Annotated in this window: 21 protein-coding genes; 12 read left to right on the forward strand and 9 right to left on the reverse strand. The window is 44.1% G+C overall.

Going from position 1 to position 25536, the window contains the following annotated elements:
* Positions 1-75: 75 nt before the first annotated feature.
* Positions 76-522 carry an META domain-containing protein gene (locus R7Q47_RS04025; protein ID WP_005378077.1) on the reverse strand — a complete coding sequence of 149 codons (447 nt, stop codon included), beginning with the start codon at positions 520-522 and terminating at the stop codon, positions 76-78.
* A gap of 184 nt (positions 523-706) precedes the next feature.
* Between R7Q47_RS04025 and R7Q47_RS04030 the strand changes: the two genes are divergently transcribed.
* Positions 707-955, forward strand: a complete 249-nt coding sequence (locus R7Q47_RS04030; protein ID WP_005378062.1) for a DUF1289 domain-containing protein — start codon at positions 707-709, stop codon at positions 953-955.
* A 135-nt stretch (positions 956-1090) separates the two neighbouring features.
* On the opposite strand, the gene R7Q47_RS04035 is transcribed toward R7Q47_RS04030, so the two are convergent.
* Positions 1091-1312 carry a hypothetical protein gene (locus R7Q47_RS04035; RefSeq protein WP_005386686.1) on the reverse strand — a complete coding sequence of 74 codons (222 nt, stop codon included), beginning with the start codon at positions 1310-1312 and terminating at the stop codon, positions 1091-1093.
* A 415-nt stretch (positions 1313-1727) separates the two neighbouring features.
* Positions 1728-3416: a bifunctional UDP-sugar hydrolase/5'-nucleotidase UshA gene (gene ushA / locus R7Q47_RS04040; protein WP_017634888.1), complete on the reverse strand. Its 1689-nt coding sequence runs from the start codon at positions 3414-3416 to the stop codon at positions 1728-1730.
* Between the two features lie 751 nt (positions 3417-4167).
* Between ushA and R7Q47_RS04045 the strand changes: the two genes are divergently transcribed.
* Complete coding sequence (locus tag R7Q47_RS04045; protein WP_017634886.1) at positions 4168-4683, forward strand: GNAT family N-acetyltransferase; 516 nt, start codon at positions 4168-4170, stop codon at positions 4681-4683.
* A 147-nt stretch (positions 4684-4830) separates the two neighbouring features.
* Here the strand turns inward: R7Q47_RS04045 and rplY are convergent, their stop codons facing one another.
* The 5 genes from rplY to R7Q47_RS04070 form a co-directional block, all read right to left on the reverse strand.
* A complete protein-coding gene (gene rplY, locus R7Q47_RS04050) occupies positions 4831-5109 on the reverse strand; it encodes a 50S ribosomal protein L25 (RefSeq protein WP_005378066.1) in 279 nt (92 codons plus the stop codon).
* Between the two features lie 284 nt (positions 5110-5393).
* Positions 5394-6743: an ATP-binding protein gene (locus R7Q47_RS04055; protein ID WP_005378071.1), complete on the reverse strand. Its 1350-nt coding sequence runs from the start codon at positions 6741-6743 to the stop codon at positions 5394-5396.
* Complete coding sequence (locus tag R7Q47_RS04060; RefSeq protein WP_005378073.1) at positions 6733-7392, reverse strand: response regulator transcription factor; 660 nt, start codon at positions 7390-7392, stop codon at positions 6733-6735. The genes R7Q47_RS04055 and R7Q47_RS04060 overlap by 11 nt, the downstream gene beginning before the upstream one ends.
* A 76-nt stretch (positions 7393-7468) precedes the next feature.
* The gene (locus R7Q47_RS04065; RefSeq protein ID WP_372036143.1) at positions 7469-7834 is read right to left on the reverse strand and encodes a PepSY domain-containing protein; all 366 of its coding nucleotides are present in this window, start codon (positions 7832-7834) and stop codon (positions 7469-7471) included.
* A gap of 155 nt (positions 7835-7989) precedes the next feature.
* Complete coding sequence (locus R7Q47_RS04070) at positions 7990-9741, reverse strand: DEAD/DEAH box helicase (protein WP_205460904.1); 1752 nt, start codon at positions 9739-9741, stop codon at positions 7990-7992.
* A 121-nt stretch (positions 9742-9862) separates the two neighbouring features.
* Here R7Q47_RS04070 and rsuA point away from each other — a divergent pair, with 121 nt between their 5' ends.
* The 3 genes from rsuA to R7Q47_RS04085 all read left to right on the forward strand — a co-directional run bounded on the left by rsuA (position 9863) and on the right by R7Q47_RS04085 (position 12866).
* On the forward strand, positions 9863-10564 hold the full coding sequence (gene rsuA / locus R7Q47_RS04075; RefSeq protein ID WP_033905117.1) for a 16S rRNA pseudouridine(516) synthase RsuA: 702 nt from the start codon (positions 9863-9865) through the stop codon (positions 10562-10564).
* 437 nt (positions 10565-11001) lie between these two features.
* Complete coding sequence (locus tag R7Q47_RS04080) at positions 11002-12204, forward strand: Bcr/CflA family multidrug efflux MFS transporter (protein ID WP_017820848.1); 1203 nt, start codon at positions 11002-11004, stop codon at positions 12202-12204.
* A complete protein-coding gene (locus tag R7Q47_RS04085) occupies positions 12204-12866 on the forward strand; it encodes a DUF2913 family protein (protein WP_213901081.1) in 663 nt (220 codons plus the stop codon). The genes R7Q47_RS04080 and R7Q47_RS04085 overlap by 1 nt, the downstream gene beginning before the upstream one ends.
* Before the next feature lie 30 nt (positions 12867-12896).
* Here R7Q47_RS04085 and R7Q47_RS04090 read toward each other — a convergent pair whose 3' ends face one another.
* Positions 12897-14348, reverse strand: a complete 1452-nt coding sequence (locus R7Q47_RS04090) for a DUF2867 domain-containing protein (RefSeq protein WP_213905287.1) — start codon at positions 14346-14348, stop codon at positions 12897-12899.
* 94 nt (positions 14349-14442) lie between these two features.
* Between R7Q47_RS04090 and R7Q47_RS04095 the strand changes: the two genes are divergently transcribed.
* The 7 genes from R7Q47_RS04095 to R7Q47_RS04125 all read left to right on the forward strand — a co-directional run bounded on the left by R7Q47_RS04095 (position 14443) and on the right by R7Q47_RS04125 (position 25425).
* Positions 14443-15819, forward strand: coding sequence for an MATE family efflux transporter (locus tag R7Q47_RS04095; protein ID WP_213901083.1), 1377 nt, complete (start codon positions 14443-14445; stop codon positions 15817-15819).
* A 187-nt stretch (positions 15820-16006) separates the two neighbouring features.
* Complete coding sequence (locus tag R7Q47_RS04100; RefSeq protein WP_005378040.1) at positions 16007-16678, forward strand: ABC transporter ATP-binding protein; 672 nt, start codon at positions 16007-16009, stop codon at positions 16676-16678.
* Positions 16659-19112 (forward strand): ABC transporter permease, encoded by a 2454-nt coding sequence (locus tag R7Q47_RS04105; RefSeq protein WP_005378038.1) that lies wholly within the window; start codon positions 16659-16661, stop codon positions 19110-19112. The genes R7Q47_RS04100 and R7Q47_RS04105 overlap by 20 nt, the downstream gene beginning before the upstream one ends.
* A complete protein-coding gene (locus R7Q47_RS04110; RefSeq protein WP_213901084.1) occupies positions 19112-20236 on the forward strand; it encodes a lipocalin-like domain-containing protein in 1125 nt (374 codons plus the stop codon). The genes R7Q47_RS04105 and R7Q47_RS04110 overlap by 1 nt, the downstream gene beginning before the upstream one ends.
* Before the next feature lie 330 nt (positions 20237-20566).
* Complete coding sequence (nhaA, locus tag R7Q47_RS04115; protein ID WP_005378034.1) at positions 20567-21718, forward strand: Na+/H+ antiporter NhaA; 1152 nt, start codon at positions 20567-20569, stop codon at positions 21716-21718.
* A 717-nt stretch (positions 21719-22435) separates the two neighbouring features.
* The gene (locus R7Q47_RS04120) at positions 22436-23071 is read left to right on the forward strand and encodes a TetR/AcrR family transcriptional regulator (RefSeq protein WP_005378033.1); all 636 of its coding nucleotides are present in this window, start codon (positions 22436-22438) and stop codon (positions 23069-23071) included.
* Positions 23072-23142: 71 nt separating this feature from the next.
* Positions 23143-25425 carry an acyl-CoA dehydrogenase gene (locus R7Q47_RS04125; protein WP_130546677.1) on the forward strand — a complete coding sequence of 761 codons (2283 nt, stop codon included), beginning with the start codon at positions 23143-23145 and terminating at the stop codon, positions 25423-25425.
* Positions 25426-25536 lie beyond the last annotated feature (111 nt).

The raw sequence follows: 25536 nt of genomic DNA on the forward strand, positions 1-25536 counted from the left end.
ACCAATGACTCGTGGACATAAAAAAAGCAGCCGTCTGGCTGCTTTCAAAATACTATTTGGTTTACTTAGTTGGGATTAGTTTACCCAGTCACGTAGTGTAAACGTCAATTCGTGATCGGCACTTTTCAGAACAAGACCATCTTTAGTTAGCGTGATATCGCTCCAGTTAGATAGTGTTTGTGTCATTGCGTTTTCGATCTTCATTTGATCTTCCATACACATCTTCATGGTCATGCCCATTTTTTCGATGCGTAGTTGGTTGTTTTTCAGCTCGGCTTGACCGAAGAAGTTGTTGCAACCTGCGTTGCCGTTTGCGGTTAGATTTTCACCAATTTCTAGGCGAGCCGCTTTTTGGTGTTCGTCTAGAACGATATTTTTGCCATCAACTTGAACAAGTTCCCAGTTGTGGTGCTGCAAATCTTGAGCCGTTATTTCTTTCACATCATCACCGTTGCTAGCACAAGCAGTCATAAGAACAGGGAGAGAGATTGCTGTAACTAACGTTTTTAGGCTAAGCTTCATTTTATAGACTCCGTTTTTATAAACGCGGTAAGTATAAGTAATAAAACACTGTTTTTGTCAGCATAAGGTTATGGTTTCGTATGTTTTTGACATAACGAAGTATATAGCAAGTTTTGTTGCTGACTAATCTTCTCATTATTTAAACTAGGCCAATACGCCCTAATATGGAAAGAGCGGTTTTAGTATGGAGCAACTGGAGTTTTTTACTGTCCCAAGCCCTTGTGTTGGAGTATGTACCTCCGATGAAAAAGGGTATTGCAAGGGGTGTATGAGAAAGAGAGAGGAAAGGTTTAATTGGCTTAACTTAACCCCCGCTCAGCAGTTGCACGTTATTAAGTTGTGTCGTCAAAGGTACAGAAGAAAGATGTTGGCAGGGAAGACGAAGCCAGAACAGCTTCAAGATGAGTCATCGCCTCAACAAGACTTATTCTAGAACTCTTGTTCAGTCTGTGGGGTTACGCCTTCGCTTTCGGTTCTGATTAGGCTTTTACATATTCCCGGTCCGGCAAGGTGTCCTTTAAGAACCGGGAATCTCCTATCCATTTTCCCTATAAAGCGGTAATTGGCGTTATTTCATCGACCAACGGTCGCTAACCCAGCCTCCCGCTTGTTCGTCGAAGTGATTTCCTGAAAATCGATGATTGAATTCAACATCTAATTTACTTGTTGGGCGTTCATCCATGAGTTGATGAATGTATCTCGCCATAGGATCCGTACAAGCTTCACGCTCTCTACGGGTAACTACTTCTTTGATCATTTGGAGTCTGTAGCTATTGCTGGCTCGTTTCATTTTTGACCTCCAGAACTCGATGGCAGCAGTTTGAACACATTGACGTCCAGATCGCTGCTCATTAGTGTGCGCGTGGAGGCACATCACCATCGTTTGAAGTCCAAAGACACATTGTTTGAGAGCAGTGTTTGTAACGCCATTCACATCTTTCTCAGAATCATTGACTATGCGATTAAAAATGTTTCGCGAAATTTAGCCGATGAACCTGCATATTTAAAAGACCTTATCAAACATAGAAGCCCAACACAGGGGCGTCAATAACACAAATGAACAATTTTTGAACATATTGTGAAGGTGGAGAGTTTTCAGTAATTTATCGAAAATAAAAAACCGAAGCACAAAGCTTCGGTTTTGAGGAAAGCCCTGACGAAATTGCTTGTAAAAGCTCTTAGTGCCAGGGGTAAGGTGTTGAGTATTAGCTACCAGATGCAGGACAGCCTTTTACTGGTTGGCCATTACTGAAGTACTTGATGTTCTCTAAGTTCTTGTTGTAGTTATCCGCAGAGATTTGTGGGTTGTTTACGAAGAACTCGCGCAAAACGTATGCATCGGTTAGCTGTGTAGATTGAACATCGATGATTGGATAGTTATCGCCACCAGCAGCACTGAAGCTGATTACAGAGAATGTGTACGTTGCGTCTAGATCGAAGCCTTTATTGTTAATATCGGTAATGGTTACTGAGCCAGCATCACAATTTACATCTAAAGTGATGTTATCTAGTTGAGCGTAAGCACCAGAGCCTGCAGATTTCGTCGCAACCACATCTAAGTATTCTTTAACTTCTTTACCTGTCATAGTTGCTTTAGTCACGAAGTTACCAAATGGCTGAACCGTTAGTACGTCACGGTAAGTGATATCACCATCTTGGATTGAATCACGCACGCCGCCAGAGTTCATCACACCAAAGTCAGCATTTACCGTTTTGTAAGTACGGTATGCCTCGCCGAGTAGGTGACCTAGGTTAGTTTGTTGAGAGCGAACTACGTTACGATCACCTTCTAACTTACCCGTCGTATTAGAAATCTTCTCATCTAATAACTCTTGACCTTGTTGTTGGTATGGCAGTAGTAACGCTTTTACCGTTGCATCTTGTTGAATTCGTTCACCGATAACTTCATCGTTTTCGTCTAGAAGGTTTACAGGAATCAGTGCGTAATTCGCTAAGTGAAGCTTGCCGTCGTAGTATTCGAAGTCTGCACGACCCACATATTTACCCCACTCATGCGCTTGCATAATCCAAGTGCCTTTTTGTTGGTCTGGGGCACAATCATCCCCAGGTTTGAAATCAGCATACTCATTGGTACCTGGTTCCATACATACAGGGTTTTGTGAGTGACCACCGATGATAGCGTTTAGCTGTCCTTCTTCAAGAGAGCGAGCGAGTTTAACGTCACCTGGTGCTTCACTACCGTTTTTGCCATCTTCGTAGTGACCCATGTGCGTCGTTGCAAATACTAGGTCTACCTTTTCGTTCTCTTCGATTTCTTTCAGTACCTTTTTGATTTCTACTTGAGGGTCTTCGAAGTGGATGTTTGATACGTTGTCTGGATTGACTAGCTTCGCAGTGTCTTGCGTTGTTAGACCAATAACAGCGATCTTAAGGCCGTTGATAGTAAATACTTTGTAAGGGTCGAAGTAACGCTCGTTTGTATCTTTTTTATAGATATTCGCAGCCAGCATAGGGAAGTCAGCTAGCTCGGCTTGCATATCGAGAATATCTAGTGAGTTATCAAATTCGTGGTTACCGACAGCCATTGCATCGTAACCAAGTAGGTTCATCCCTACGAAGTCTGGAACCGCATCTTGCATGTCTGATTCTGGTACGCCGGTATTAATATCACCGCCAGATAGCAGAATGGTTTCACCGCCTTTTGCTTCGACTTCTGCGCGGATAGATTCGATTAAAGTGTGACGCGCAGCCATGCCGTATTCGCCGTCGCTGTTATGCCAAAAGCGACCATGGTTATCGTTAGTGTGGAGAACGGTGAACTTAGTACAAGAATCTGCAGTCTCGCAGGTTACTGGAGAATTGTCGCTGTCTGAGCCGCATCCTGCTAGCGCAGCGCCTACTGCCACTACCAAAAGAGATTTGGAAAACTTCATAAGGGATCCTTTCTTTGTGATTTTGTTATTGTTACGGCGTGAAATATACGGAATTAATGTGAAACTTTAGTGATCTATCTCTTATTTATACTTCTATCGGAGAAATGAATTAATAAGCCTGCAAACTACGTCTATAAATAAACAGAATTGGTATTTAGTATTTATTTTGTATCGCTAGCTCTATTTTTTGTGAGGTAGTTAATTGAATGTGTGTTGTTTGTGTGAATCAATGCGCATTTTTGCGAAGTATTACGCTGATTTTGGTGATTATTTTGCCAAGTTTATGTTTTTCCTAATAGGTATGACACAAATCGTTATAAATTTTCGCTCTAATGATGAGGGGTTCGGTTTGTATGCATAATGAACAGCACAGAGCTTAAACTCATTTGATCATGGCTTTATTCTGCCAAACTCTATCAAAAATTGTATTTATCTCTTTACTATAATTGCGATCGTTTAGAAACCTTATGCTTTAGGCATCGTTTATTTATCCTCATCCGATACCTTATCGTGCTTATTCCGCATTTGACACTCGAGTGTTTAAACAAATAGATTCAACCTAATGAGTCAAAATGAAAAGTAAATAATGGATCGTTCTTCTTCGAATATTATGATGTGAACTATCATTTAATTAATGAAAATGAAATAGATTAATGTAAAGCGTTGCGACTGTAGCCGTTATCTTTGAGCTTTGGTTTAAAGGGTAGGGTTAAAAGAATTTGTAAGTGGTGAACGCTAATAAAGGATGCTTATGAGATACACAGTAAGGGACGCACTCAAAAAGGAAGCAGCCCAAATCGCCAAGATACACGTTGATTCTTGGCAGGTGGCGTATAAAGGATTAATGCCAAAGAGCTACATAGAGCAGTTTACGATTGAGCGTCGAGAAAGGATGTGGGCGCGAGTGATGACGGAGCAACTGGCCCAATTGATCGTAGTTGAGAGGCAAGGAGAAATTGTTGGCTTTTTAAGTTACGAGTTACCTAACCACACCAGCGAAGATAAAACGGCATTAGTGACATGTTGCTACGTTACGCCGCTACATTATGGGCAAGGAGCAGGAAGTGCACTGTTAGATGAGTTAGAGACACGTTTGCTCTCTACGTCAGTTATGCAGATCAGTTTGAAAGCACTGGATACTAATCAACAGGGGCTTAACTTTTACAAGAAGTGTGGTTTTGTGCGTACTGGAGAGGAAGAGTCGGAAGTGATTGAGAGTATGACGCTGACCGATCTCACTTTAGTGAAGTATATTGCCCGTTCATAAATCAAATGCTATATGCCAAATATAGTAAAACCCCGGAGGTGGTAAGACTCCGGGGTTTTGAAATTTTGTAGATGTCTCGGTTGGTAAATCCGATTATCTTTTATGCAAAAGGTTTGGATTTAATCCGATTAATTCCTTGGTAGGGAATTAGATACGGATGAAGTCCATGTGTTCAACTTTTGGCTTGAACGCGTGACGTTGAACGTCTTGTGGCTTAACTTTAACTTCTTTGCCATCGATAACTAGAACGATGCCTTCGTAGAATTCAGGCTTGTCCATTTGGTTTACGATGTCGTCGTGGTTAAGAACGATAGCTACTGCTGCTTCTTCACCGCCGTATACAACTGCAGGGAATTTGCCAGCGTGACGTAGGCGGCGGCTCGCACCTTTACCTAGTTCAGTACGTACTACTGCTTCGAATTTCATAGTATTTACTCTCAAATTAGTAAAAATCAAATGTTCACAATCAACAATGCGACCTTGTTGTTCGTGGTAAAGCTTGAAACAGGAACTGTTCAAGCGAGCGCGGATACTATCATTCCACTTATAAATGGGCAACCCAAATCGTATCCAAATCAACAAAAAGGTATGATTTAGCGGGGTGGAAGGCTATCCCTTTTAACGCTTTGCTTGGATTTTGTTCACATCGACTTCATTTTCATCGGTTTACTAATCATGGTCCGAAGAACAAAGTTTATGTGTTATATGCTTTATGTTCGGCTGAGATGTAAGACTAAAGATGCTTTTAATCCACCTAAAGCGCTTGTATCCAATGTTAATTGACCTCGGTAACTGTGTGCCATTTCACTGACTATGTTTAGACCAAGACCTGAGCCAGGGGTTGTTTCATCCAATCTAACTCCTCTCTTGATTACTTGACTCAGTTTCTCTTTAGGGATGCCTGGCCCATCATCTTCAATAATGATGTGTATATTTTCCTTGTCCTGAGAGGAGTGTACACGAATCATGCTGTTGGCCCACTTATAGCCATTTTCTAGCAAGTTACCTAGCATTTCATCGAGATCGGTCTGCTCTACTGCTACATTCAGCTCTGAATCAAGTTCATTAATTAAGGTAATGCTTCGGCTCGCATACACTTTATCAAACGCCATTGAGATAGCATCCACACGATCTGCTGGGTTCGACTTCACTGATAATATGTTCATCGACCCGGCCATACGGGCACGACCCAAATGGTAATCGATATGGTCTTGTATTTGATTGATTGGAGCTCGGAGACGGGATTGTGCCTCAGGTTCTAACGTCTGAACTTCATTTTTTAGAACAGAAAGTGGCGTTTTAAGTGCATGAGATAGGTTACCTGCATGATTGCGAGCTCTCTCTAGTAATTCTTGGTAATGGAACAGCAGAGCGTTGAGGTCGAAGATTAGAGGAGAAATCTCTTTTGGGTAGGTTTCTTCTAGACTCTTTTTATTACCAGACTTCAGCTCGGCTAATTCTTTTTGTAGCTTTGTAAGCGGACTCAATGACCAAGCAATTTGCAGTAAAATGACGGTAAGTACGCCCGCGAATAATAAACCCAAAATAAGCCAAAGTTGGCCGATTAACGTTTGAAGGGTATTTTTAATGGGCTCTTCGTCAATACCAATAATAATGTGAATAGGACCATCGTAATCAGGAAGATAAAGCGCTTTTTCTAGCGTAATTAGTTTTTCGCCTCTTGCTCCATACGCATCTTTATCCAAACCTTTGTATTCGATTTTTTTGTCCCACAACGAACGAGAACGTTCGAGGCTTGCCTCTGTAGAGGCACTCCAATACAAACCACTGTAAGGTCGGTTAAATCGAGGGTCTGATAGCTGAGCTGCGAGTGAAAGATGCCCGGTGTTATCGACTTCTAACTGTGCTGCGACTTCATCCATAAAAATGCTGAGCTGTGAGCGAGTGTCATCAACCATATAGTTGTAGACCTGCGTCGGTATCGTCACACCAGCGGCGAGGATCATTGCCGTTAACCAAACGATCGCCGCTAAAACGAGGCGACTTTTGATACTCAGTCGTTTTATTGCGTTCAACGGTAGCCTGTTTCTATTCGGCATTTAATTGGTATCCCAACCCTCGGACAGTTTTGATGATCTTTGGTGCGATTTTTTTGCGAATTCGGCCGATAAAAACTTCGATTGTGTTGGAGTCACGATCAAAGTCTTGTTTGTAAATGTGCTCGACGAGTTCGGTTCGAGAAATCACTTTTTCCGGGTTATGCATAAAGTAAGCGACCACTTTATACTCTAGCGCCGTCAAGCTTACCGCTTGCCCTTGCCACATGACTTTAGAAGTGCGTGTATCCAAGCTCAAGTCGCCAATTTGCATCACAGGAGAGGCATTACCAGAGGCTCTTCGCAGCTGTGCACGAATACGAGCGATAAGCTCAACCATTTCAAATGGTTTAGTTAGGTAATCGTCTGCACCTGCGTTTAAGCCTTCAACTCGCTGCGTTAGGGTGTCGCGAGCGCTTAGAATCACGACAGGAGTATTAATGTTTTCATCTCTGATGCCTTTTAGGACGGTAAGACCATCCAGTTTTGGCAAGCCGAGGTCGAGAACAATGGCGTCCCATTCTTCCGAAGTCGCGCGATACAGAGCGTCTATGCCATCTTGGGACAATTCTGGTACCCAGCCGGTACTTTCTAATGTTTCGATGATTTGCTCGCCTAAACGAGGATCATCTTCAACAACAAGTATTTTCATATTGATGATTCTTATTATGTTTGGATTTTTATCGAAGTAAGTTACGCATCGTGTCTGGATTACGCATTAGACAAGTTTAGTTGTTTTGCGGCTTTAACGCTTTGTTAAAGCTGCGACCTTTGATCTCAAGCATTTCCAGCGTGGCGGCGTCGTACTCAACTTTCAGGACGCTATTGTTGTACAGAATTTTCAATTCATACACCCAAGCATCATCATCTTCTTCAAGCTCGACCTTGATGATGCGGCCGTATAAGTCGTTTTCTACTGCGGCGTAAAGTTCCGAAAATGGTCGTATATATCCTTGTTGAACCGCGCGATAGACCTCATCTTGATCTTCATCGAATTCGATGCGTGTTCCTGGCTTTTCGACATCTTGCACGATGGCGTGGCCATTTTGTGATGTGTACTCGTTGTCATGCTTGGCAAAACTTGGTGCACACATGAATGTCGCAATAAGGCCGAAAAGTAACGCAGAATGTAGAGAAGTCGTTGCTTTATACATAGTCAAACCTTTTCTGGAGCGTTAGCCGCAGTATATCGGATATAGATGAACAGAGAGTGAATCAGCTAATTAAGTTTTGCCATGTGTTGTGGATGTTATTTCAACTCATCTTCAAAAATTTTATCTCGCAGCTTCCAAAAGCGACCAGATTTTCTAGCAATAACAAACTGAGGCAAACGGAAACGATGTTGGTTAGCGACAACGCGTGTCGGTGAAGCCTCTTCAAAAGGGCGATGCTTGTCTGCTAAGTGGGGGCGTACGAACTGATCTTTAAACGTTTGTTTTTGTTTTTTGGTACTCAATGACCAAAACTCATGAACTAACGCATTGCCTTCGCCTTGGTATGGTTCACCAGAATACGTCACCTTTAGCTGAGATTTACCATCACTGGACTTAAATACAGATAGGTCCATTTCTGTGCATTCAAAGATTAATGCATCTTTGAGATTAAGGGCTTCTTTTAGCTTTTTATCTGGGTCTACGAGCGTCGCATCACACTCATGACAAATTCGTGCAGCGATATCGTTGTCCGCACCACATTCACCGCAGTATTTGGCACGAAAACGGTAGCAACAGTGTTCACGTTCGCCTGTGTCTTCATCTTCAAAGTAACCTTGGCAACGTCTGCCAAAATGTTCAACCAAGAAACCGTTACTATCCAACTTACCCCAGAAGTTGTTATTGAATCCGCAAGCCGGGCAAGGAATCGTGATAATTTCACTGTCAGAGTCTGGTTTGGGATCACCGACTTCAGGTTGGTATAAATCGTAGCTGTTGCCTGCGTAATCAAGCACTAAACATTCTGATTTTCCGTCTGATAAGCGTAATCCTCGTCCTACTATCTGTTGGTACAGACTGACTGACTCTGTTGGTCGCAAAATCGCGATTAAATCGACATGCGGCGCATCAAACCCGGTTGTCAGTACCGAAACATTGACCAAGTATTTTATTTGACGATTCTTGAACGCTTGGATGATCGCATCGCGCTCCGGCGTAGGTGTATCACCAATGACGATTTCAGTTTCGCCTTCTGGCAATAAACTGTGTATCTCCTGTGCGTGTCGAACAGTTGCAGCGAAGATCATGACACCTTGACGCTCTTTCGCATATTGCATGATTTGCTCAACAATTTGCGGAGTCGCACGTTTGGCTTTATCGATCACCATGTCCATTTCTGCTTCTTTGTAGCGTCCGGTGTTAGCGGGCTTCAGCTGAGAGAAGTCGTAAGACAAAACGGGGGCATCCATCATGCGGGCTGGAGTGAGGAAGTTTTCGTCGAGCAAGTAACGGATCGGCAGTTCGAAAATACAATCGCGGAAGAATCGAGGCTCTTCTGTTCGCACTTGACCTCGGGTGTGATACTGATAAATCCAGCCCATTCCTAAACGATAGGGCGTTGCAGTTAGTCCCAGCACCTTAATGCCAGGGTTCAGTTCTCGTAAGTGAGTAATAACTTTTTGGTAGCTGCTGTTTTTGTCATCTGGCACACGATGGCACTCATCAATAACGAGCAGAGAAAACTGGTTTTTGAACGAATCTAAGTTACGTACGACCGATTGAACCGAAGCAAACACGACTTGCTGGTCAGTTTCTTTTCGTCCCAATCCTGCTGAGAAGATAGAACCTTTTAAACCATAACCTTCATACTTCGCGTGGTTTTGCTCGACCAGTTCTTTTACGTGGGCGAGGACTAACACTCGTCCTTTCGCAAGGCGAGCAAGTTCTGCGATCACCAAGCTTTTTCCTGCACCGGTTGGCAGCACGATCACTGCTGGTGTCGAGTGTTTACGAAAGTAATGAATAACGGCTTTAACCGAGTCGGCTTGATAAGGACGAAGTGTGTACATGAAAATATGTGAAATTGCTCAACTATTCGAACGAGGAACGCTATAATACCTGACTTTTATACCCAAGTGACCTTTAAACCAAGATTTAGAGATCACTTGGGTATAATTCAATGAGGTATTCATGCGTTTAGATAAATATTTGTGTGACGCTCTGGGTGCAACACGCAAACAGGCAACAAAGATCATCAAAAGTGGAGACATCACCGTTGACGGTGAGGTTCAAAAAAGTGGTGCATTTAAAGTACCTGAAGGTGCGGAAGTGATGTGGGAAGACCGTGTTATTGGTGCTCCTGGTCCTCGTTACATTATGTTGTATAAGCCTGCTGACTTTGTTTGTTCACATGAAGATGGCTACAACCAAACTGCATTCGCATTGCTTGATGAGCCTAAAATTGAAAACCTTCACTTTGCGGGCCGATTAGATGTCGACACAACTGGTTTAGTGTTGATTACGGATGATGGTAAGTGGTCTCACCGTATTACCTCACCTAAGCATAAGTGTGAGAAAACGTACCGTGTTTGGCTCGTCGATGCTATTCAGCCTGATTACGCGGAAAAGCTCGAACAAGGCATCATTTTGCGCAATGAATCAGAAGCAACATTGCCTGCTCGTTTGGAAATCGTGAACGAGGCTGAGAATGAAGTATTGTTAACTATCGTGGAAGGTAAGTATCACCAAGTGAAACGTATGTTCGCGGCGTTAGGAAATAAAGTTGAGTACTTACATCGTGAGCGTATTGGTTCTATCGAACTTGATGAGGCACTAGAACCAGGTGATTATCGCTACCTCACGCAAGAAGAAATTGATTCTATTTGGAATTAATTGTCGGCATGGGAAATTCTTTAGTTCCTAATAGGAACTAGTCTTTTGGTAGGAATTGGCTCAAAATAAATTTTCCTACCAAAATTAGTGCCTAGACAATTCCGGTGTGCTTACTCATCTCAGTGATATGCCTTTGCATTTAGCTGAGGCATGCATACTCTTATTGCAAAGCCTTCGGCTACGGTGAATGGAATGATGGTGTCAATGCCATCATTTTTACTGCATTGTGTTTGTTTCCCATAAACACATTTCGCTTTCACATGCTTTTCTATGTCGAGTTCGTCAAGGTCACACCTTGGTACATATTTGCCCTTATGATTCTCGAACGTTGGATAGAACAGGTTTTTGGCTTCTACATTCAGCGATATGAGAACTGTCCGTTATTTTCACTTTGTTCTGCAAGTATTGACGGTAGGGCTCCAACAAGAGGTAAAAGAATGACAGAAAAAGCTCAAAGTGCTCCGCAATCCCAAATCAGTTTTCTATTGTTTCTTGTACTAGGAGCGATTGGTGCTTTGACGCCTTTGGCGATCGATATGTATTTGCCTGCGATGCCGACAATTGCGAAAGATTTGGGGGTCGCACCTGGCGCGGTTCAGATTACGTTGACGGCTTATACCGCGGGTTTTGCGATCGGCCAGTTAATTCACGGGCCGCTTGCCGATAGCTTTGGTCGCAGACCTGTGTTGATTTTAGGCGTACTTTTCTTCGGCTTGGCTGCTGTTGTGAGTGCGACAACAAATGGCATTGATGCGCTGACCTATGTACGTACGGCACAAGGTTTTGCTGGCGCGGCAGCGGCGGTCATTATCCAAGCTGTCGTGCGTGACATGTTTGACCGTGAAGACTTTGCACGCGCAATGTCCTTCGTTACTCTGGTCATTACTATTGCGCCGTTGGTGGCACCGATGATCGGTGGCCATCTCGCGATTTGGTTTGGTTGGCGTTCCATTTTTTGGGTATTAGCTATTTTCGCTGTAGTCGTGATTTTTCTCGTACTTTGGAAAATCCCTGAAACGTTACAGCCTGAAAATCGTCAGCCTCTTCGTTTCCGCACGACGCTGAGAAACTACGCCAGATTATGCTCCAATCCTGAAGCGATCGGTTTGATGCTCTCAGGTGCGTTTTCATTTTCCGGAATGTTTGCATTTTTGACGGCGGGTTCGTTTGTTTATATTGATTTATATGGTGTTCGACCAGACCACTTTGGTTACCTATTTGGTTTGAACATTGTGGCGATGATCATCATGACCAGTATTAATGGTCGCTTGGTGAAGAAAGTTGGCTCCCATGCCATGCTTCGTTTTGGGTTGTTCGTGCAACTTTTGGCGGGGATTGGTTTATTCGTAAGTTGGTTAATGGACTTCGGATTATGGGGCATTGTACCTTTTGTTGTGCTGTTTATCGGTACATTGTCGACGATAGGTAGTAACGCGATGGCGCTGCTTTTAAGTGGTTACCCATCAATGGCGGGTACGGCGTCGTCTCTAGCGGGGACATTAAGATTCGGTATCGGTTCATTGGTTGGTGCGCTGGTGGCATCACTGCCCGGGAATGTTGCTTGGCCGATGATCATCGTGATGTTTGCTTGTTCTGTGCTTTCAGCACTGTTTTATTGGACTTTAGGAAGAAAGGCGTAATGTCGAATTACACCAAAGAAATTCAAAACTTGGTTAACTCAGCACTTGAAGAGTTAGATCAAGAGCATCGCTCAGGTAAGTTAGCCAATGCCCCTGTTGCGAATAACCATTATTTAGTGCGTTGGGTAACAAAGGCGCTAAAATCACAACGTTTCGGACGTACGGTAGGCGATGACTTAACGCGTTGGCAAAAAGCAGGTCGCTCAAAGGGGAACGATGCTGGTTTGTTGTTTATCTTTAAACGTATTTCTGCTTTTTATGCGCAATTCTTCCCTGAAGGTGAAGACTCCAAAGTGTTCAAAGATTCATATATTGAGTCTTTTCTTGATTTGATGGAGCAAGCAGGCTGGGAAGTCTCAACGTCTGAGCAACTGATTGGGTGCGGCAAAGTACAAATCTTCACTGAAGGTCAAAACTCTTTAGCGTTATGTGCAGACCAATGCGAAAGCTGTTTTGATGGCGAGTTGCTCGTAAAGCCAATGAGTTGGTTTGTACGTGGCAATCATGCTGAGTTTGTTGAGAAAGCAGCGCAAGCGGGCTTTATGGTACATAAGGTAACAGACTACAAATCGATGGTGAAATACCATGGCGAGTACCTTATTTTTCCAGCAAACGAAGGCAACCAGTTAGCCGAAATTCCACTCTCGTTCAAAGCTGACTAAAGTGACATTTTGAGTGTTTAGAAGCCCCTGTTATTGGGGCTTTTTGTTTTCTAAACGGTTTGCTTCTTTCGCGATGGCTTTGACCATGCCTTTAAATATGAAAAGATGGGCTGGCATCATTGCAAACCAATAAAGCAGCCCAAGAAACCCTTGCGGGTGCCACCAGGCGGTAATATCCAATTCTCGTTCGTCACCGAGATCTTTGATGGTAATTTCTAAACGCCCAAGGCCTGGGCCTTTCATACCAAAAAACAGTGAAAGAAACTGATTGTTATCGCAGCGAATCACTTTCCAAGAGTCAATAAAATCACCGACTTTGAGCTCTGGTCCAGGAGGAGAAACGCGAATCGGTTTTCCGCCGCCAAAAAAGATATCGAGCCATTCACGTGTACGCCACAAGATGTTGGCAAAGTAATAGCCTTTTTCGCGACTCCCGATCTTTTGCGCCACTTTCCATAATGCCGCAGCGGAGGCTTGAGTTTTAATGCTCGCTCCAGCTTGTTTTGGGTAATAGCCATATCCTGGTTGCCATCGACGAAGCGCTGCGGGTTCAAACCCCCAGACATTACTGCGTACAAATGTGCCTTCATCTTGAATGGTATCAGTTACCGCTTGCTCGTAGCTGATCAGCGTTTGAGGAAATCGTTCTTCAATCGCTTTGGAGTCTGCAATGTAGTCGTGCTCTAAGCCCGCAAGTAATGCTTTACCGATACTAGTTGGCACTGAGGTAACTAAACCTAGCCAGTACGATGCCATTTTCGGAGTAATTAGCGGGGTCGACCACAGCCGATACGGCTTGTTCGTGATTCTGCAAATGACTTTGAACTGCTCGCGGTAGCTAAGTGTATCTGGCCCTCCAACTTCATAAATTTCACTTTCTTCTGGAGAGGGGGCTTCTGCTAACTTCAACAAATAGTAGTTGAGATTGGGCAAGGCAATAGGGTTCGCTTTTGAGTCGACCCATTTAGGCGCGATCAAAATAGGTAAGTTGTAGACAAAGTCACGCATGATTTCGAAAGCGGCAGAGCCGGGGCCGATGATAACGCCAGCACGCAATTCAGTTACTGGAACACCAGACTGTCGAATTATTTTTCCCGTGGCTTTACGAGCGGCTAAATGGCGAGAGTTTCCGGTTTGAGGTTGAATGGCACTCAAATATACAACATGCTCGACGGAGCTTTGTTCCAACGCATATTTGAAGTTCAAAGCAAGGTTTAGTTCGTACTCAACAAAGTCATCACCTTGAGCCATCCCGTGCACGAGAAAAAATACTAAATCAAAATCGCTCACTACAGCCTTTGTGGTCTCTGCGTCAGCCAAGTCGAGATACCTTAACGTTAAATTAGGGTGAGGCTGAGTTCTTGACTCTAAATAATCAATATGTCGCGCCGCTGCTGTGACGGCGTAACCTTTATCTAAAAGTAACGGAAGAAGTTGAGAGCCAATGTAACCCGAGGCGCCTAGTACCAACACCTTTTTCATTATCTGTCCTTTTATCGTTGGTGGAATAAACACCACAGAGTATAATCATGAGACACTTTCCCCATTCTATCAATAAGTTGTCGTTGGAGCGCTTGTGACTTTTCTTTCTCAACTCTCAATACACGCAGATAAAGCATTCTTACGTCGTTTATTTGCAATCGCGTTACCAATTACACTGCAAAGCATGATGTTTTCAAGCCGAAGCCTCGTCGATGTTCTTATGCTTGGTCAACTTGGTGAAGCAGAAATTGCCGCAGTTGGAGTTGCTGCGCGCGCGACTTTCGTCACCACCATTATGTTAGTTGGGGTGACAACGGGTGGTGCATTGTTAACCGCTCAATATTGGGGGGCTGGCGATAAAGTTGGGGTGCGTCGCAGTACCGCTTTAACATGGATGATCGCAATGATGTTTGCTGCGATTGCTGTTGCTTTGTTTGTTGTTTTTCCACAGCCCATCATGAGTTTGACTACCGATTCACAAGAAGTGATTGAATTAGGGGCCAGCTATCTCATTATTTCGTCGGTTAGCATGTTTGCTGTTGCATGTGTGGCCAGTATGTCGGTGGGCCTAAGGGCGATGCACCAACCAGGCCTAAGCACTTTTTTTAGTGGTATAGGCATTTTATCTAATGTCTTTCTTAACTGGGTTTTAATTTTTGGTCAATTAGGCTTTCCTGCTCTGGGTATTACGGGAGCAGCGATCGCAACGGTAATCAGTGGCGCGATCGAAGTAGGTTGCCTGTTTGGTTATCTATGGTTGAAAAAACACATAATCGCATTTGGTTGGGATGATATACGCGCAGGATTGGTCTTAGATAAAATTAAGCGTTTCTTGAGCCTCTCTTTGCCAACCACATTTAACTTCTTGGCGTGGGCTGGTGGGCTGTTTGCTTATCACGCCATCATGGGGCAAGCAGGCGTACAAGGTTTGGCGGCACTTTCCGTAATGACACCTGTTGAGTCGATCGCATTGGCGATGATGATTGGCTTATCGAATGCGGCTGCAGTTCTAGTAGGGAACCAGCTCGGCGCTCGTAATTTTGAACCCGTTTATTATCAAGCATGGGCTACGGTCATTTTGAATGTGCTTATCGCATTTGTGGTCGCCATCTTGTTGATAGTGTCAAATCAATGGATCCTTAATGCGTTTAGTGCACTGACAACAGACACTCGCGAGCTAGCTGAACAGTTTATGGTGATTCTAGCGTTGGGTGTCGTGTTACGCTCGGTGCCGATGATGGCGATTGTTGGTGTATTACGCGCGGGCGGTGATGTTAAGTTTTGTTTGTATCAAGACATCTTGGCGCAGTGGGTGATCGGGATTCCACTCGCAGCATTTGCAGCGATTTATCTCAATTGGGACCCACAATGGGTTTACTTACTCTTTTTGACGGAAGAAGTTGTGAAGTGGGCGATTTGCTTGCCAAGAATGGTTAGCCGAAAATGGATGAAAAACCTGATTGGCCAGTAAGGAGGAACAGAGTTTATTTTGGCTGCAAAAATCTGCTCAAAACGTCAACAAAATTAGCAACAGAAAGTGAATCGAGTTGCATTTGTACTTCCATAGTGTGATCAAGCATTCAAAATACTTTCTACTAACAGGATTTTAGTGTAGATTCTGATCCCAATTTTTAAACACCATCCGAGCGGCATAATCAATGTTAAAACTGTCAGACCTATGTAAAGGCTATGTAGACGGGGGAGAGTTTCACCCTGTATTACAAGGGGCAGAATTAACATTGCAGCAAGGCGACCAAGTTGCTCTGATGGGAGAAAGTGGTTCGGGTAAAAGTACTCTGCTGAATTTAATCGCCGGATTAGATACTGCTGACTCTGGTGAAGTGCAGTTTCCAAATTTTGCTATGCATGAAGCACCGGAGCATTTAAGAACCCTTTATCGCCGTAACAATATTGGGAATATCTTCCAACAATTCAACCTGCTTCCTACACTTAATATTGCCGACAATATTCGTTTTTGTCGTCAGTTAAAAGGTCTGCCGGAAGATAAAGAGTTGTGGCGTCAAATTCTTTCTGCTTTGGACTTAATGCCATTGCTAGGACGTTATCCGGAAGAGGCGTCTGGTGGTCAGCAACAACGTGCGGCGATTGCTCGTGCACTCTATATGGAGCCAAAAATCCTGCTTGCTGATGAGCCAACTGGTAGCCTAGACGAGCGAAACGCAGAAGCAGTAATGCGCTTACTAACGAGCCTCGCTCGCCAACTGGAGTGTACTTTGTTGTTAGTGACGCACAGTGAAAAAGTGGCCGCCCATATGGAAGGAAAGATTCGACTTCAAGGAGGGCAGCTACATGTTATGGCCCGTAGTTAAGGCACTACTCGGTCATTACCGTCGTTACCCTCTACAAATTATTCTTGTCTGGCTGGGATTAACTTTAGGCGTGTCCCTCCTTGTTGGTGTTACTTCTATCAACCAGCATGCAAAACAAAGTTATGCCACTGGTGAAAAGCTTTTCTCCAATCCTTTGCCGTACCGAATCCGAACGAAGCACTCTGCCAATAAAATTCCTCAAGGTTTCTATATTCAGTTACGTCGAGCTGGGTTTAACCAATGTGCACCGTTTGACGTGCTTCATCTAGATGCTAAGACCGATATGAGCCTGATGTTGGTGGGGATAGATCCTGTCGCGATGATCCCACTACAACAAGGAAAATCGCTAGGTGAGATGCCTGTTTTATCTCTAATGAAGCCTCCTTATCCTATTCTTGTGAGTCAAGATTTGGCCGCTTACATGAGTTGGCAGGATGGGGACTTCATTGAGATGAATGACGGAAGCCGTCTTGGGCCTATTCAAGTAGATAAGGACAAGATGCTTTCGGGTACTCGGCTGGTTACTGATATATCGTTGTTGCGTATGCTCAAGCGGAGCTCAGGTTTGTCTGCGATTTCTTGTGGTGAAATGCCAGAGGAAAAGCTAATAGCACTGAAAAACATGCTGCCAAACGGAATGACGCTCGTTAGGAATACGCGTACAGAGCTTGAGTCGCTAACTAACGCATTCCATATGAATCTCACCGCGATGGGAATGCTGTCGTTTTTGGTCGGGTTGTTTATTTTTTATCAAGCGATGTCTCTGTCTTTCATCCAGCGACAACGTTTGGTAGGTATTTTGAGACAGACTGGTGTTAACGGAACACAGTTAGCGCAAGCTTTATTACTAGAGTTGTCTTTGCTCGTCTTTATTGCGTGGGCGTGTGGTAACTTTTTTGGCTTGATCTTAGCGAATGAGCTTATCCCAGCAGTGTCTTCGAGCCTGAGTGATTTGTATGATGCCAACGTAGGTTTAACCATAGGATGGTCATGGCAATCTAGCTTATATAGCCTAATCATGGCAGCGATGGGTGCGTTGATATCGTGTCTGTGGCCATTAATCCGTTTGCTGAAGTCACAACCAATCCGCCTTTCTTCTCGACTGTCGCTAATGCGATTTGCTGGAAGAGAGTTCTCTTGGCAGGCGCTTGCGGCATGTGCGTTTTGTGTCGCTGCAATAGCGGTATATCAGGCGCCGAAAACACAAGAAACCGGCTTTGCTATTATTGCGCTGATGTTGGTTAGTGTGGCGTTGTTTATGCCATTTATTATGTGGCATATGTTCCAAAGTTTTTCTTATACCATGCGATGGGTTCGTGTCCGTTGGTTTTTTGCTGATGCAGCAGCCAGCATGAGCTATCGCGGTGTGGCTACGATGGCGTTTATGTTAGCGCTGGCGGCAAACATTGGTGTAGAAACAATGGTCGGAAGCTTTCGAGATACAACCGATAAGTGGCTAAATCAGCGATTAGCCGCTGATGTGTACATCTATCCGACCAACAATTCAGCCGCTAGGATGAGCGCATGGCTCCAGAATCAGCCAGAGGTGAACTCGGTTTGGTGGCGCTGGGAAAAAGATATGCCGACCGAGCATGGTGCTCTGCAAGTTGTGAGTACGGGCTCTTCTGAAGGTGAGTTAGACTCACTTACCGTCAAGTTAGGTGTCCCAAATTACTGGTATCAACTGCACGCTACCAAGAGCTTAATGGTCAGTGAGTCGATGGCCTTGAAGCTGGATATCCGCCCTGGCGATTTCATTAACTTGCAAGAACCGCTTGGTGGTGATTGGCAAGTCGTAGGCGTTTACTACGATTATGGAAACCCATATAACCAGGTGATGATGTCGCACCGGAATTGGCTGTATGCATTTGCAGGTACGGGTAATGTTGGTCTTGGCGTAGTATTAAAAGATAACGTCAATGGAGAAGGGCTGAAAAATCGCTTAGAGAATGTATTCCGTCTCCCGCAAGATCGTGTGTTTGATAACGGTAATATTTATAGCCAAGCAATGAGAGTGTTTGATCATACCTTTGCGATAGCAGGAACCTTGGGCAATATCACGCTGATTATTGCCGTGTTTGGTTTATTCTTTGCGACGTTGGCAGGAGAACTTTCACGGCAGCGGCATTTTTCCTTATTAAGGTGCATGGGTGTGTCCGGAAAAGAACTTGTCGTATTAGGTGGTTTGCAGCTATTCGTCTTCGGAGCCATTTCTGCGATTATTGCAGTGCCGCTCGGCTTGGCGCTCGCACATTTGATCGTTGATATTATCATTAAGCAATCATTTGGCTGGTCTCTAGAGCTTCAAACGATTCCATGGGAGTATGCTCAAACCATTGCTTGGGCGATGCTTGCCATCATGGTTGCTGGCGCATTGCCAGTTATTAGAATGATCAAAAGTACACCGATGAAGTCATTAAGGGACGCGTTGTAATGAAAAAAATGGGCTCTAAAAAACGCTTGTTGGTTTCAACGCTCATTGTTGTTACGTTCGCTTTTCTAACTGGGGCTGCTTTTTACTCAACTTTTTGGTTAGAGGCGACAGCAACACGAGAAAGCGAACTTGATTCTATCTTAACGCGTGAAAATCAAACGATTTTCGAGCCTGTACTACCTAATGAGCATGTCTCTTTACCCTCAGACTTTCGCCTTCATCCCGAGTATCAGCATGAATGGTGGCACTACTTTGCGAAACTAAAAGATGAGCAAGGCAAGATCTACAATGTTCAATGGAGCTATTTTAGGGTTGCGACGGACGAGCGAGAAACCAGCGGTTGGCAGAACCCTCAATTGTACATTTCACATGTTGTCGTCAGTCATGGTTCGCATGTATGGAAAGAGCAACGGGTAGCTAGAGGTGGGATAGGCCAAGCTGGTATGATCAATCGTCCTTTCAGGTTATGGATTGATAATTGGACTTGGCGATCACTCGGTGCGACGCCTTTCCCGGGCAACTTGAATGTGAATACTGATACGTTTGGACTTGAGCTCAATACCATGACAAACGGCCCCTTTGTGGTGAATGGAGACAAAGGCTTCCAAGTTAAACATGCGTTGCAATCTGTTGCTTCTTTCAGCTTCAGTGCTCCATTTTTAAAAGTAAAAGGCAGCTTAAGCTTAAATGGTAAGCGGTTCTCAGTGACGGGTTCTGCTTGGGCGCAAAAAGAGTGGGGCAGCGGCTTAATTGGTGAGGGGCAACAAGGCTGGGATTGGTTTGTTTTCAATTTAGATGATGGTCGAGCATTAACTGTTAGCCGTTATCGTCACCATGGGCAAACACCGCACGTGTTTGGCACGTTGTCGACACGCTCAGGTAAAGTCATCAACCTCTCAGACGATGATATCAGTATTAAACCAATGCAAGTGACCAGTTTATCCAATGGAAGAAGGTTACCTTTGCAGTGGATTATCAATATTCCGAAGCATCAAATTAACTTGACTACCCGTATTATCAAGTCAGATATGTGGCTACCCTTTGTAATACCTTACTGGGAAGGGCCTACTTTAGCTTCCGGCTCCAATGAGGCTTGGGGCTTTATGCAGCTGACAGGCTATTGAGTTGTGAAGAAAACCACCCCCTACGGGTGGTTTTTTAGTGCGCGAAGCTTCCTAGCTTTTTCTCAAAAGTACGGGGTTATCATGATGGTACAAGCCGTGTTATGCTGATTTTCTCATCATCTTGATAAATATTTGGTGCGACAAAAACAAATACGATCTCCGATCAAAATTGAGTGTCATGTTGGAAAATACGATGTATAGTAAACTTAACATCGAAAAAACCGAAGTTTATACTCTGAAGAAGCGATTATTCTAAAGTTTTCGACAGCTATACACTCTTATCACTCTTTGTTAATCGTTTATTAAGATAATAAATATAAGGACGAAACCATGAACGATGTCATTCGTGACTTTTTCAAAATGGAATCAGCAGGTGGTATTCTTCTCGTTATTGCAGCGGCAATTGCGATGACCATTGCTAACTCACCGCTGGGCGAAACTTATCAATCTGTACTGCATACTTATGTATTCGGTATGTCAGTTTCTCACTGGATTAATGACGGCCTAATGGCTGTTTTCTTCTTACTTATTGGCCTTGAAGTGAAGCGAGAGCTACTTGAAGGAGCGCTAAAATCAAAAGAAACCGCAATTTTCCCTGCGATTGCAGCGGTTGGTGGTATGTTAGCCCCTGCTCTTATTTACGTTGCGTTTAATGCTAACGACCCAGAGGCGGTTTCTGGCTGGGCCATTCCAGCTGCGACGGATATTGCATTTGCTCTAGGTATCATGGCGCTACTAGGTAAGCGCGTACCAGTAAGCCTTAAAGTATTTTTGTTAGCTCTCGCTATCATCGACGATTTAGGCGTGGTTGTTATTATTGCACTGTTTTACACAGGTGATCTTTCTAGCATGGCGCTGCTTGTTGGCTTCATCATGACTGGTGTCCTGTTCATGTTGAATGCGAAGGAAGTAACGAAACTGACGCCATACATGATAGTCGGCGCGATCTTATGGTTTGCGGTACTTAAATCTGGTGTTCACGCAACACTTGCAGGCGTAGTGATCGGCTTTGCTATTCCTCTTAAGGGTAAACAGGGCGAACATTCCCCACTTAAGCACATGGAGCATGCACTTCATCCATACGTGGCATTTGGTATCTTACCTCTATTCGCATTTGCAAATGCGGGGATTTCGCTAGAAGGCGTATCGATGTCAGGCCTAACTTCAATGCTGCCATTAGGTATTGCTTTGGGGCTACTGGTTGGTAAGCCTCTAGGTATCTTCACCTTTAGTTGGGCTGCTGTGAAAATGGGTGTAGCTAAGCTACCGGAAGGCATTAACTTCAAGCATATCTTTGCGGTATCTGTGTTGTGTGGTATCGGTTTTACAATGTCTATATTCATTTCCTCTTTAGCGTTTGGAAATGTAAGCCCTGAGTTTGATACCTATGCTCGACTAGGTATCTTAATGGGCTCGACGACAGCCGCGTTACTTGGCTACGCGTTACTGCACTTTTCTTTGCCTAAGAAAGCGCAAGCGTAAGATACACACTGTTTAGTAAAGCCTCCCATTCGGGAGGCTTTTTTATGTCTGCAGATCGGCACATCAACCACTTCAGGCTGGTTACTTTTGTGACCAACTAAGGTCTAGCTTATGGAGTTGGGGCAAATCATCGAAAGAGGCGCTTGGCAAATCTATAGGCGAAAAAAAGCCCAGCCGAAAATTTGACTGGGCGGATACAAACATAGGAGTTAATAAGAAAAAAGCAGCAACGTAACAATTAGATGGAAACAAGTTTGACGGCCAGTGAAACTTCAAATGCCCTAACTGTTACGTATATTCAGACCGAGCCTTTTCCAAACAGTTCCATTTTTTTTCAAAAAATTTCTAATTAATGCTTTCTAGCTTCTTACACACCCGAAAGTAATAGAAAAATCGAGATGGATTACCAACTTGGTGAAGTGACTAACTTCGGTGTTTCTCATTTTATATCCCCTAGAACCGAAGATGTATTTCATACTCTCGTCGCTTACTCCGAGCCGTCAAGGCTATTGTTAGCGTTTCAATTGCGATGGTCTGAGAAATTTGATCGTTTTCTTCTGACAAGCTTCACTGGAGTATTCGATTGAATTTCAAAAGATTAGATCACACCTTTTACTGTCTGGTCAGACCAATTGGTTAAAGTGTGATGTTAATCATTTGTTAATCTTAAGTTTCGGGAGTATATTTTCAAACAGTTGTTTAATACGAGTGATTAAAATGGCCCCGAGAACATCAACAAAAGAAAAAATACTCGATGTCGCAGAAGGACTCTTTGCTGAACATGGCTTTAATGATACTTCGCTAAGAACGATAACAGGTAAAGCTAACGTTAACTTAGCATCGGTAAACTATCACTTTGGCGATAAAAAAACGCTGGTTAGAGCGGTTTTAGATAGGTATTTAGAAGCACTAATGCCGAGCATTAAGACTTCATTAATTGAGTTAAACACGCGCGATAGCTACAACATGGACGATGTCTTTGAGTCATTGCGATTACCTTTACGTACATTAAACGATGTACGCCCAAATGGTACTGCGCTATTTATGTTGTTAATTGGCCGCGGTTATACAGACGTTCAAGGTCATCTACGCTGGTTCATTACCACCAGATACGAAGAGGTACTGAACCTTTTCACTTTCTCGATAATGAAGGCGAACCCGGAACTATGTGAAGAACAGTTGTTTTGGCGACTGCACTTCACGTTAGGAACCTGTGTATTTACGATGGCTTCAAGCCAAGCTCTTTCGGAGCTGGCAGAAAGTAAGTTTGAAAAGGAAGTCGATGTGAAATCTGTCGTCGATTTACTGATTCCATATTTGTCAGCAGGAATGTCAGCAAAGCAGTTGGCATAAGACAAATAAGAAAGTTAAACCAATAATAAGATTATACCCCGAGCGGTTACGTGAACAAAAGGATCTGAACTATGAGCTCTCTACGAAGAAAATGGATTAGTGACCCGGCTTTTAAAGTGTTCAAAAAAGTATTGCCACCTCTGTCTAGCACCGAGAAAGAGGCGATGGAAGCGGGTAGTGTATGGTGGGATGCCGAACTATTCTCAGGCAAGCCAAACTTCAAAACATTGCATCATTATCCAACGCCTACACTGACGGCAGAAGAGCAGTCATTTATGGATAATGAGCTTGAAACCCTGCTAGAAATGCTTGATGACCAGAAGATTGTCAAAGAAGACAGGGATTTACCGCCTGAAGTATGGGAGTACCTACGTAAAGAGCGATTTTTCTCTTTGATCATCTCGAAAGCATATGGTGGTCGTGAATTTTCCGCTTTGGCGAACTCAACCATTGTTTCTCGTATTGCGACTCGAAGTATCAGTACCGCGGTATCGGTAATGGTACCAAACTCTCTTGGTCCTGGTGAGCTGCTATCGCACTATGGTACGCAAGAGCAAAAAGATTACTGGTTGCCTCGTTTAGCTGATGGTACAGACATCCCTTGTTTCGCCCTAACTGGCCCTGAAGCGGGTTCTGATGCAGGTGGCATACCTGATCAAGGCGTGGTTTGTTACGGCACCCATGAAGGCAAAGAAGTGCTTGGCGTGCGAGTTAGTTGGAATAAACGCTACATCACGCTTGCGCCAGTTGCGACAGTGCTCGGGTTAGCGTTTAAACTGCAGGATCCTGAAGGGCTACTTGGTGACAAGAAAGAGGTTGGCATTACATGTGCGTTGATTCCCGCTGACCATGAAGGTGTTGAGATAGGCGAGCGCCATGATCCTCTGGGGTCTGCGTTCATGAATGGCCCAACTCGTGGTGAAGATGTCTTCATCCCTATGGACTGGTTGATCGGTGGCGCTGATTACGCAGGTAAAGGTTGGCGTATGCTGGTTGAGTGTCTTTCTGCTGGTCGTGGTATCTCTCTCCCAGCGCTTGGCACAGCGATTGGTCACCTTACTACACGTACAACAGGTGCTTATGCTTACGTGCGTAAACAGTTTGGAATGTCGATCGGTAAGTTTGAAGGTGTTGCAGAAGCAATGGGGCGCATTGGTGGTCTTACTTACCTACTAGAAGCGACGCGTACGCTAACGACGACTTCTCTCGATATGAAAGAAAAACCTGGGATTGTAACCGCGATTGCCAAGTACCACATGACGGAAATCGCGCGTACCATTCTAAATGATTCGTTTGATATCCATGCGGGTCGTGCGATTCAAGATGGCCCAATGAACTATCTTGCTAAACATTACCTTGGTATCCCGGTTGCTATCACCGTTGAAGGCGCGAATATTCTGACTCGTAACCTGATGATTTTTGGTCAAGGTGCGACTCGATGTCACCCATATGTTCTAAAAGAAATGGAAGCCGCGGCGAATCCAGATTCTGAACAAGGTGCGAAAGAATTTGACAACTTACTCTTTAAACACATCAAGCACGCTCTCGGTAATACATTCGGTGCATTTGGTGCAGCACTAACTGGTTCTCGATTTGTTAACGCGCACATGAGTGGCCCAACGCAGCAATACTACAAAGACATTACTCGTCTCAGTCGTGCACTTGCAGTAAGTGCAGACTTTGCGATGTTAACCTTAGGTGGAGATTTGAAGCGTAAAGAAATGATCTCCGCACGTTTGGGTGATGGATTAAGCTATCTATACATGGCATCTGCTGCTTTGAAAAAGTATGAAGATGAAGGCCGTCAACAAGGCGATCTAGACTTCGTTCATTACGCTGTTCAACACTGTTTGTATAACGCTTCTAAGTCATTAAATGAGGCTTACACCAACTTCCCTGTGAAATACGTTGGCGGTGTGCTTAAGGGGCTATTGTTCCCGCTTGGTAATCATTTCAATAAGCCAAGTGATGAGCTGTGTGTGAATTTGGCTGAAGCGATGATGACACCAGGCGCGCAACGTGATCGCCTCACGCATCTGTGCTACATCGGAAAATCAGAGGATGACAGCGTAGGCTTAATGGAGAATGCATTCCTTGCAATGTACGACATTAAACCTTTGGAGCGTAAACTTATGAAGGCTGCGAAGGATGGTAAAGTGGCTCGTAAAGGTCTGCTACATGATCGTTTGCAGCAAGCATTTGAAGCAGGCGTGTTAACTGAACAAGAAATTGATCAAATCATGGCTGCAGATAAATTGCGCTACAAGGCGATTCAAGTTGACCACTTTAGTCATGACTTTTCTGAAGTGCGAACTCATAGCCCAAAAAAGTCGCAGTTGAATCCGGCGGCATAATAGACAACTAATGTTAAGAAAAGCACCTCAATGAGGTGCTTTTTTGTATTCTTGGGGAGTGGATGGTGGGATAGTGCTCCAACCACTTGCCTTTTAAGAGCATTTTTACAG

Source organism: Vibrio sp. Vb0349, from assembly GCF_033338975.1.

Bases quoted from the DNA above. Each gene is read 5' to 3' on its own strand.
- R7Q47_RS04025 (WP_005378077.1), bottom strand. From the start codon at position 522: ATGAAGCTTAGCCTAAAAACGTTAGTTACAGCAATCTCTCTCCCTGTT.
- R7Q47_RS04030 (WP_005378062.1), top strand. From the start codon at position 707: ATGGAGCAACTGGAGTTTTTTACTGTCCCAAGCCCTTGTGTTGGAGTA.
- R7Q47_RS04035 (WP_005386686.1), bottom strand. From the start codon at position 1,312: ATGAAACGAGCCAGCAATAGCTACAGACTCCAAATGATCAAAGAAGTA.
- ushA (WP_017634888.1), bottom strand. From the start codon at position 3,416: ATGAAGTTTTCCAAATCTCTTTTGGTAGTGGCAGTAGGCGCTGCGCTA.
- R7Q47_RS04045 (WP_017634886.1), top strand. From the start codon at position 4,168: ATGAGATACACAGTAAGGGACGCACTCAAAAAGGAAGCAGCCCAAATC.
- rplY (WP_005378066.1), bottom strand. From the start codon at position 5,109: ATGAAATTCGAAGCAGTAGTACGTACTGAACTAGGTAAAGGTGCGAGC.
- R7Q47_RS04055 (WP_005378071.1), bottom strand. From the start codon at position 6,743: ATGCCGAATAGAAACAGGCTACCGTTGAACGCAATAAAACGACTGAGT.
- R7Q47_RS04060 (WP_005378073.1), bottom strand. From the start codon at position 7,392: ATGAAAATACTTGTTGTTGAAGATGATCCTCGTTTAGGCGAGCAAATC.
- R7Q47_RS04065 (WP_372036143.1), bottom strand. From the start codon at position 7,834: ATGTGTGCACCAAGTTTTGCCAAGCATGACAACGAGTACACATCACAA.
- R7Q47_RS04070 (WP_205460904.1), bottom strand. From the start codon at position 9,741: ATGTACACACTTCGTCCTTATCAAGCCGACTCGGTTAAAGCCGTTATT.
- rsuA (WP_033905117.1), top strand. From the start codon at position 9,863: ATGCGTTTAGATAAATATTTGTGTGACGCTCTGGGTGCAACACGCAAA.
- R7Q47_RS04080 (WP_017820848.1), top strand. From the start codon at position 11,002: ATGACAGAAAAAGCTCAAAGTGCTCCGCAATCCCAAATCAGTTTTCTA.
- R7Q47_RS04085 (WP_213901081.1), top strand. From the start codon at position 12,204: ATGTCGAATTACACCAAAGAAATTCAAAACTTGGTTAACTCAGCACTT.
- R7Q47_RS04090 (WP_213905287.1), bottom strand. From the start codon at position 14,348: ATGAAAAAGGTGTTGGTACTAGGCGCCTCGGGTTACATTGGCTCTCAA.
- R7Q47_RS04100 (WP_005378040.1), top strand. From the start codon at position 16,007: ATGTTAAAACTGTCAGACCTATGTAAAGGCTATGTAGACGGGGGAGAG.
- R7Q47_RS04105 (WP_005378038.1), top strand. From the start codon at position 16,659: ATGTTATGGCCCGTAGTTAAGGCACTACTCGGTCATTACCGTCGTTAC.
- R7Q47_RS04110 (WP_213901084.1), top strand. From the start codon at position 19,112: ATGAAAAAAATGGGCTCTAAAAAACGCTTGTTGGTTTCAACGCTCATT.
- nhaA (WP_005378034.1), top strand. From the start codon at position 20,567: ATGAACGATGTCATTCGTGACTTTTTCAAAATGGAATCAGCAGGTGGT.
- R7Q47_RS04120 (WP_005378033.1), top strand. From the start codon at position 22,436: ATGGCCCCGAGAACATCAACAAAAGAAAAAATACTCGATGTCGCAGAA.
- R7Q47_RS04125 (WP_130546677.1), top strand. From the start codon at position 23,143: ATGAGCTCTCTACGAAGAAAATGGATTAGTGACCCGGCTTTTAAAGTG.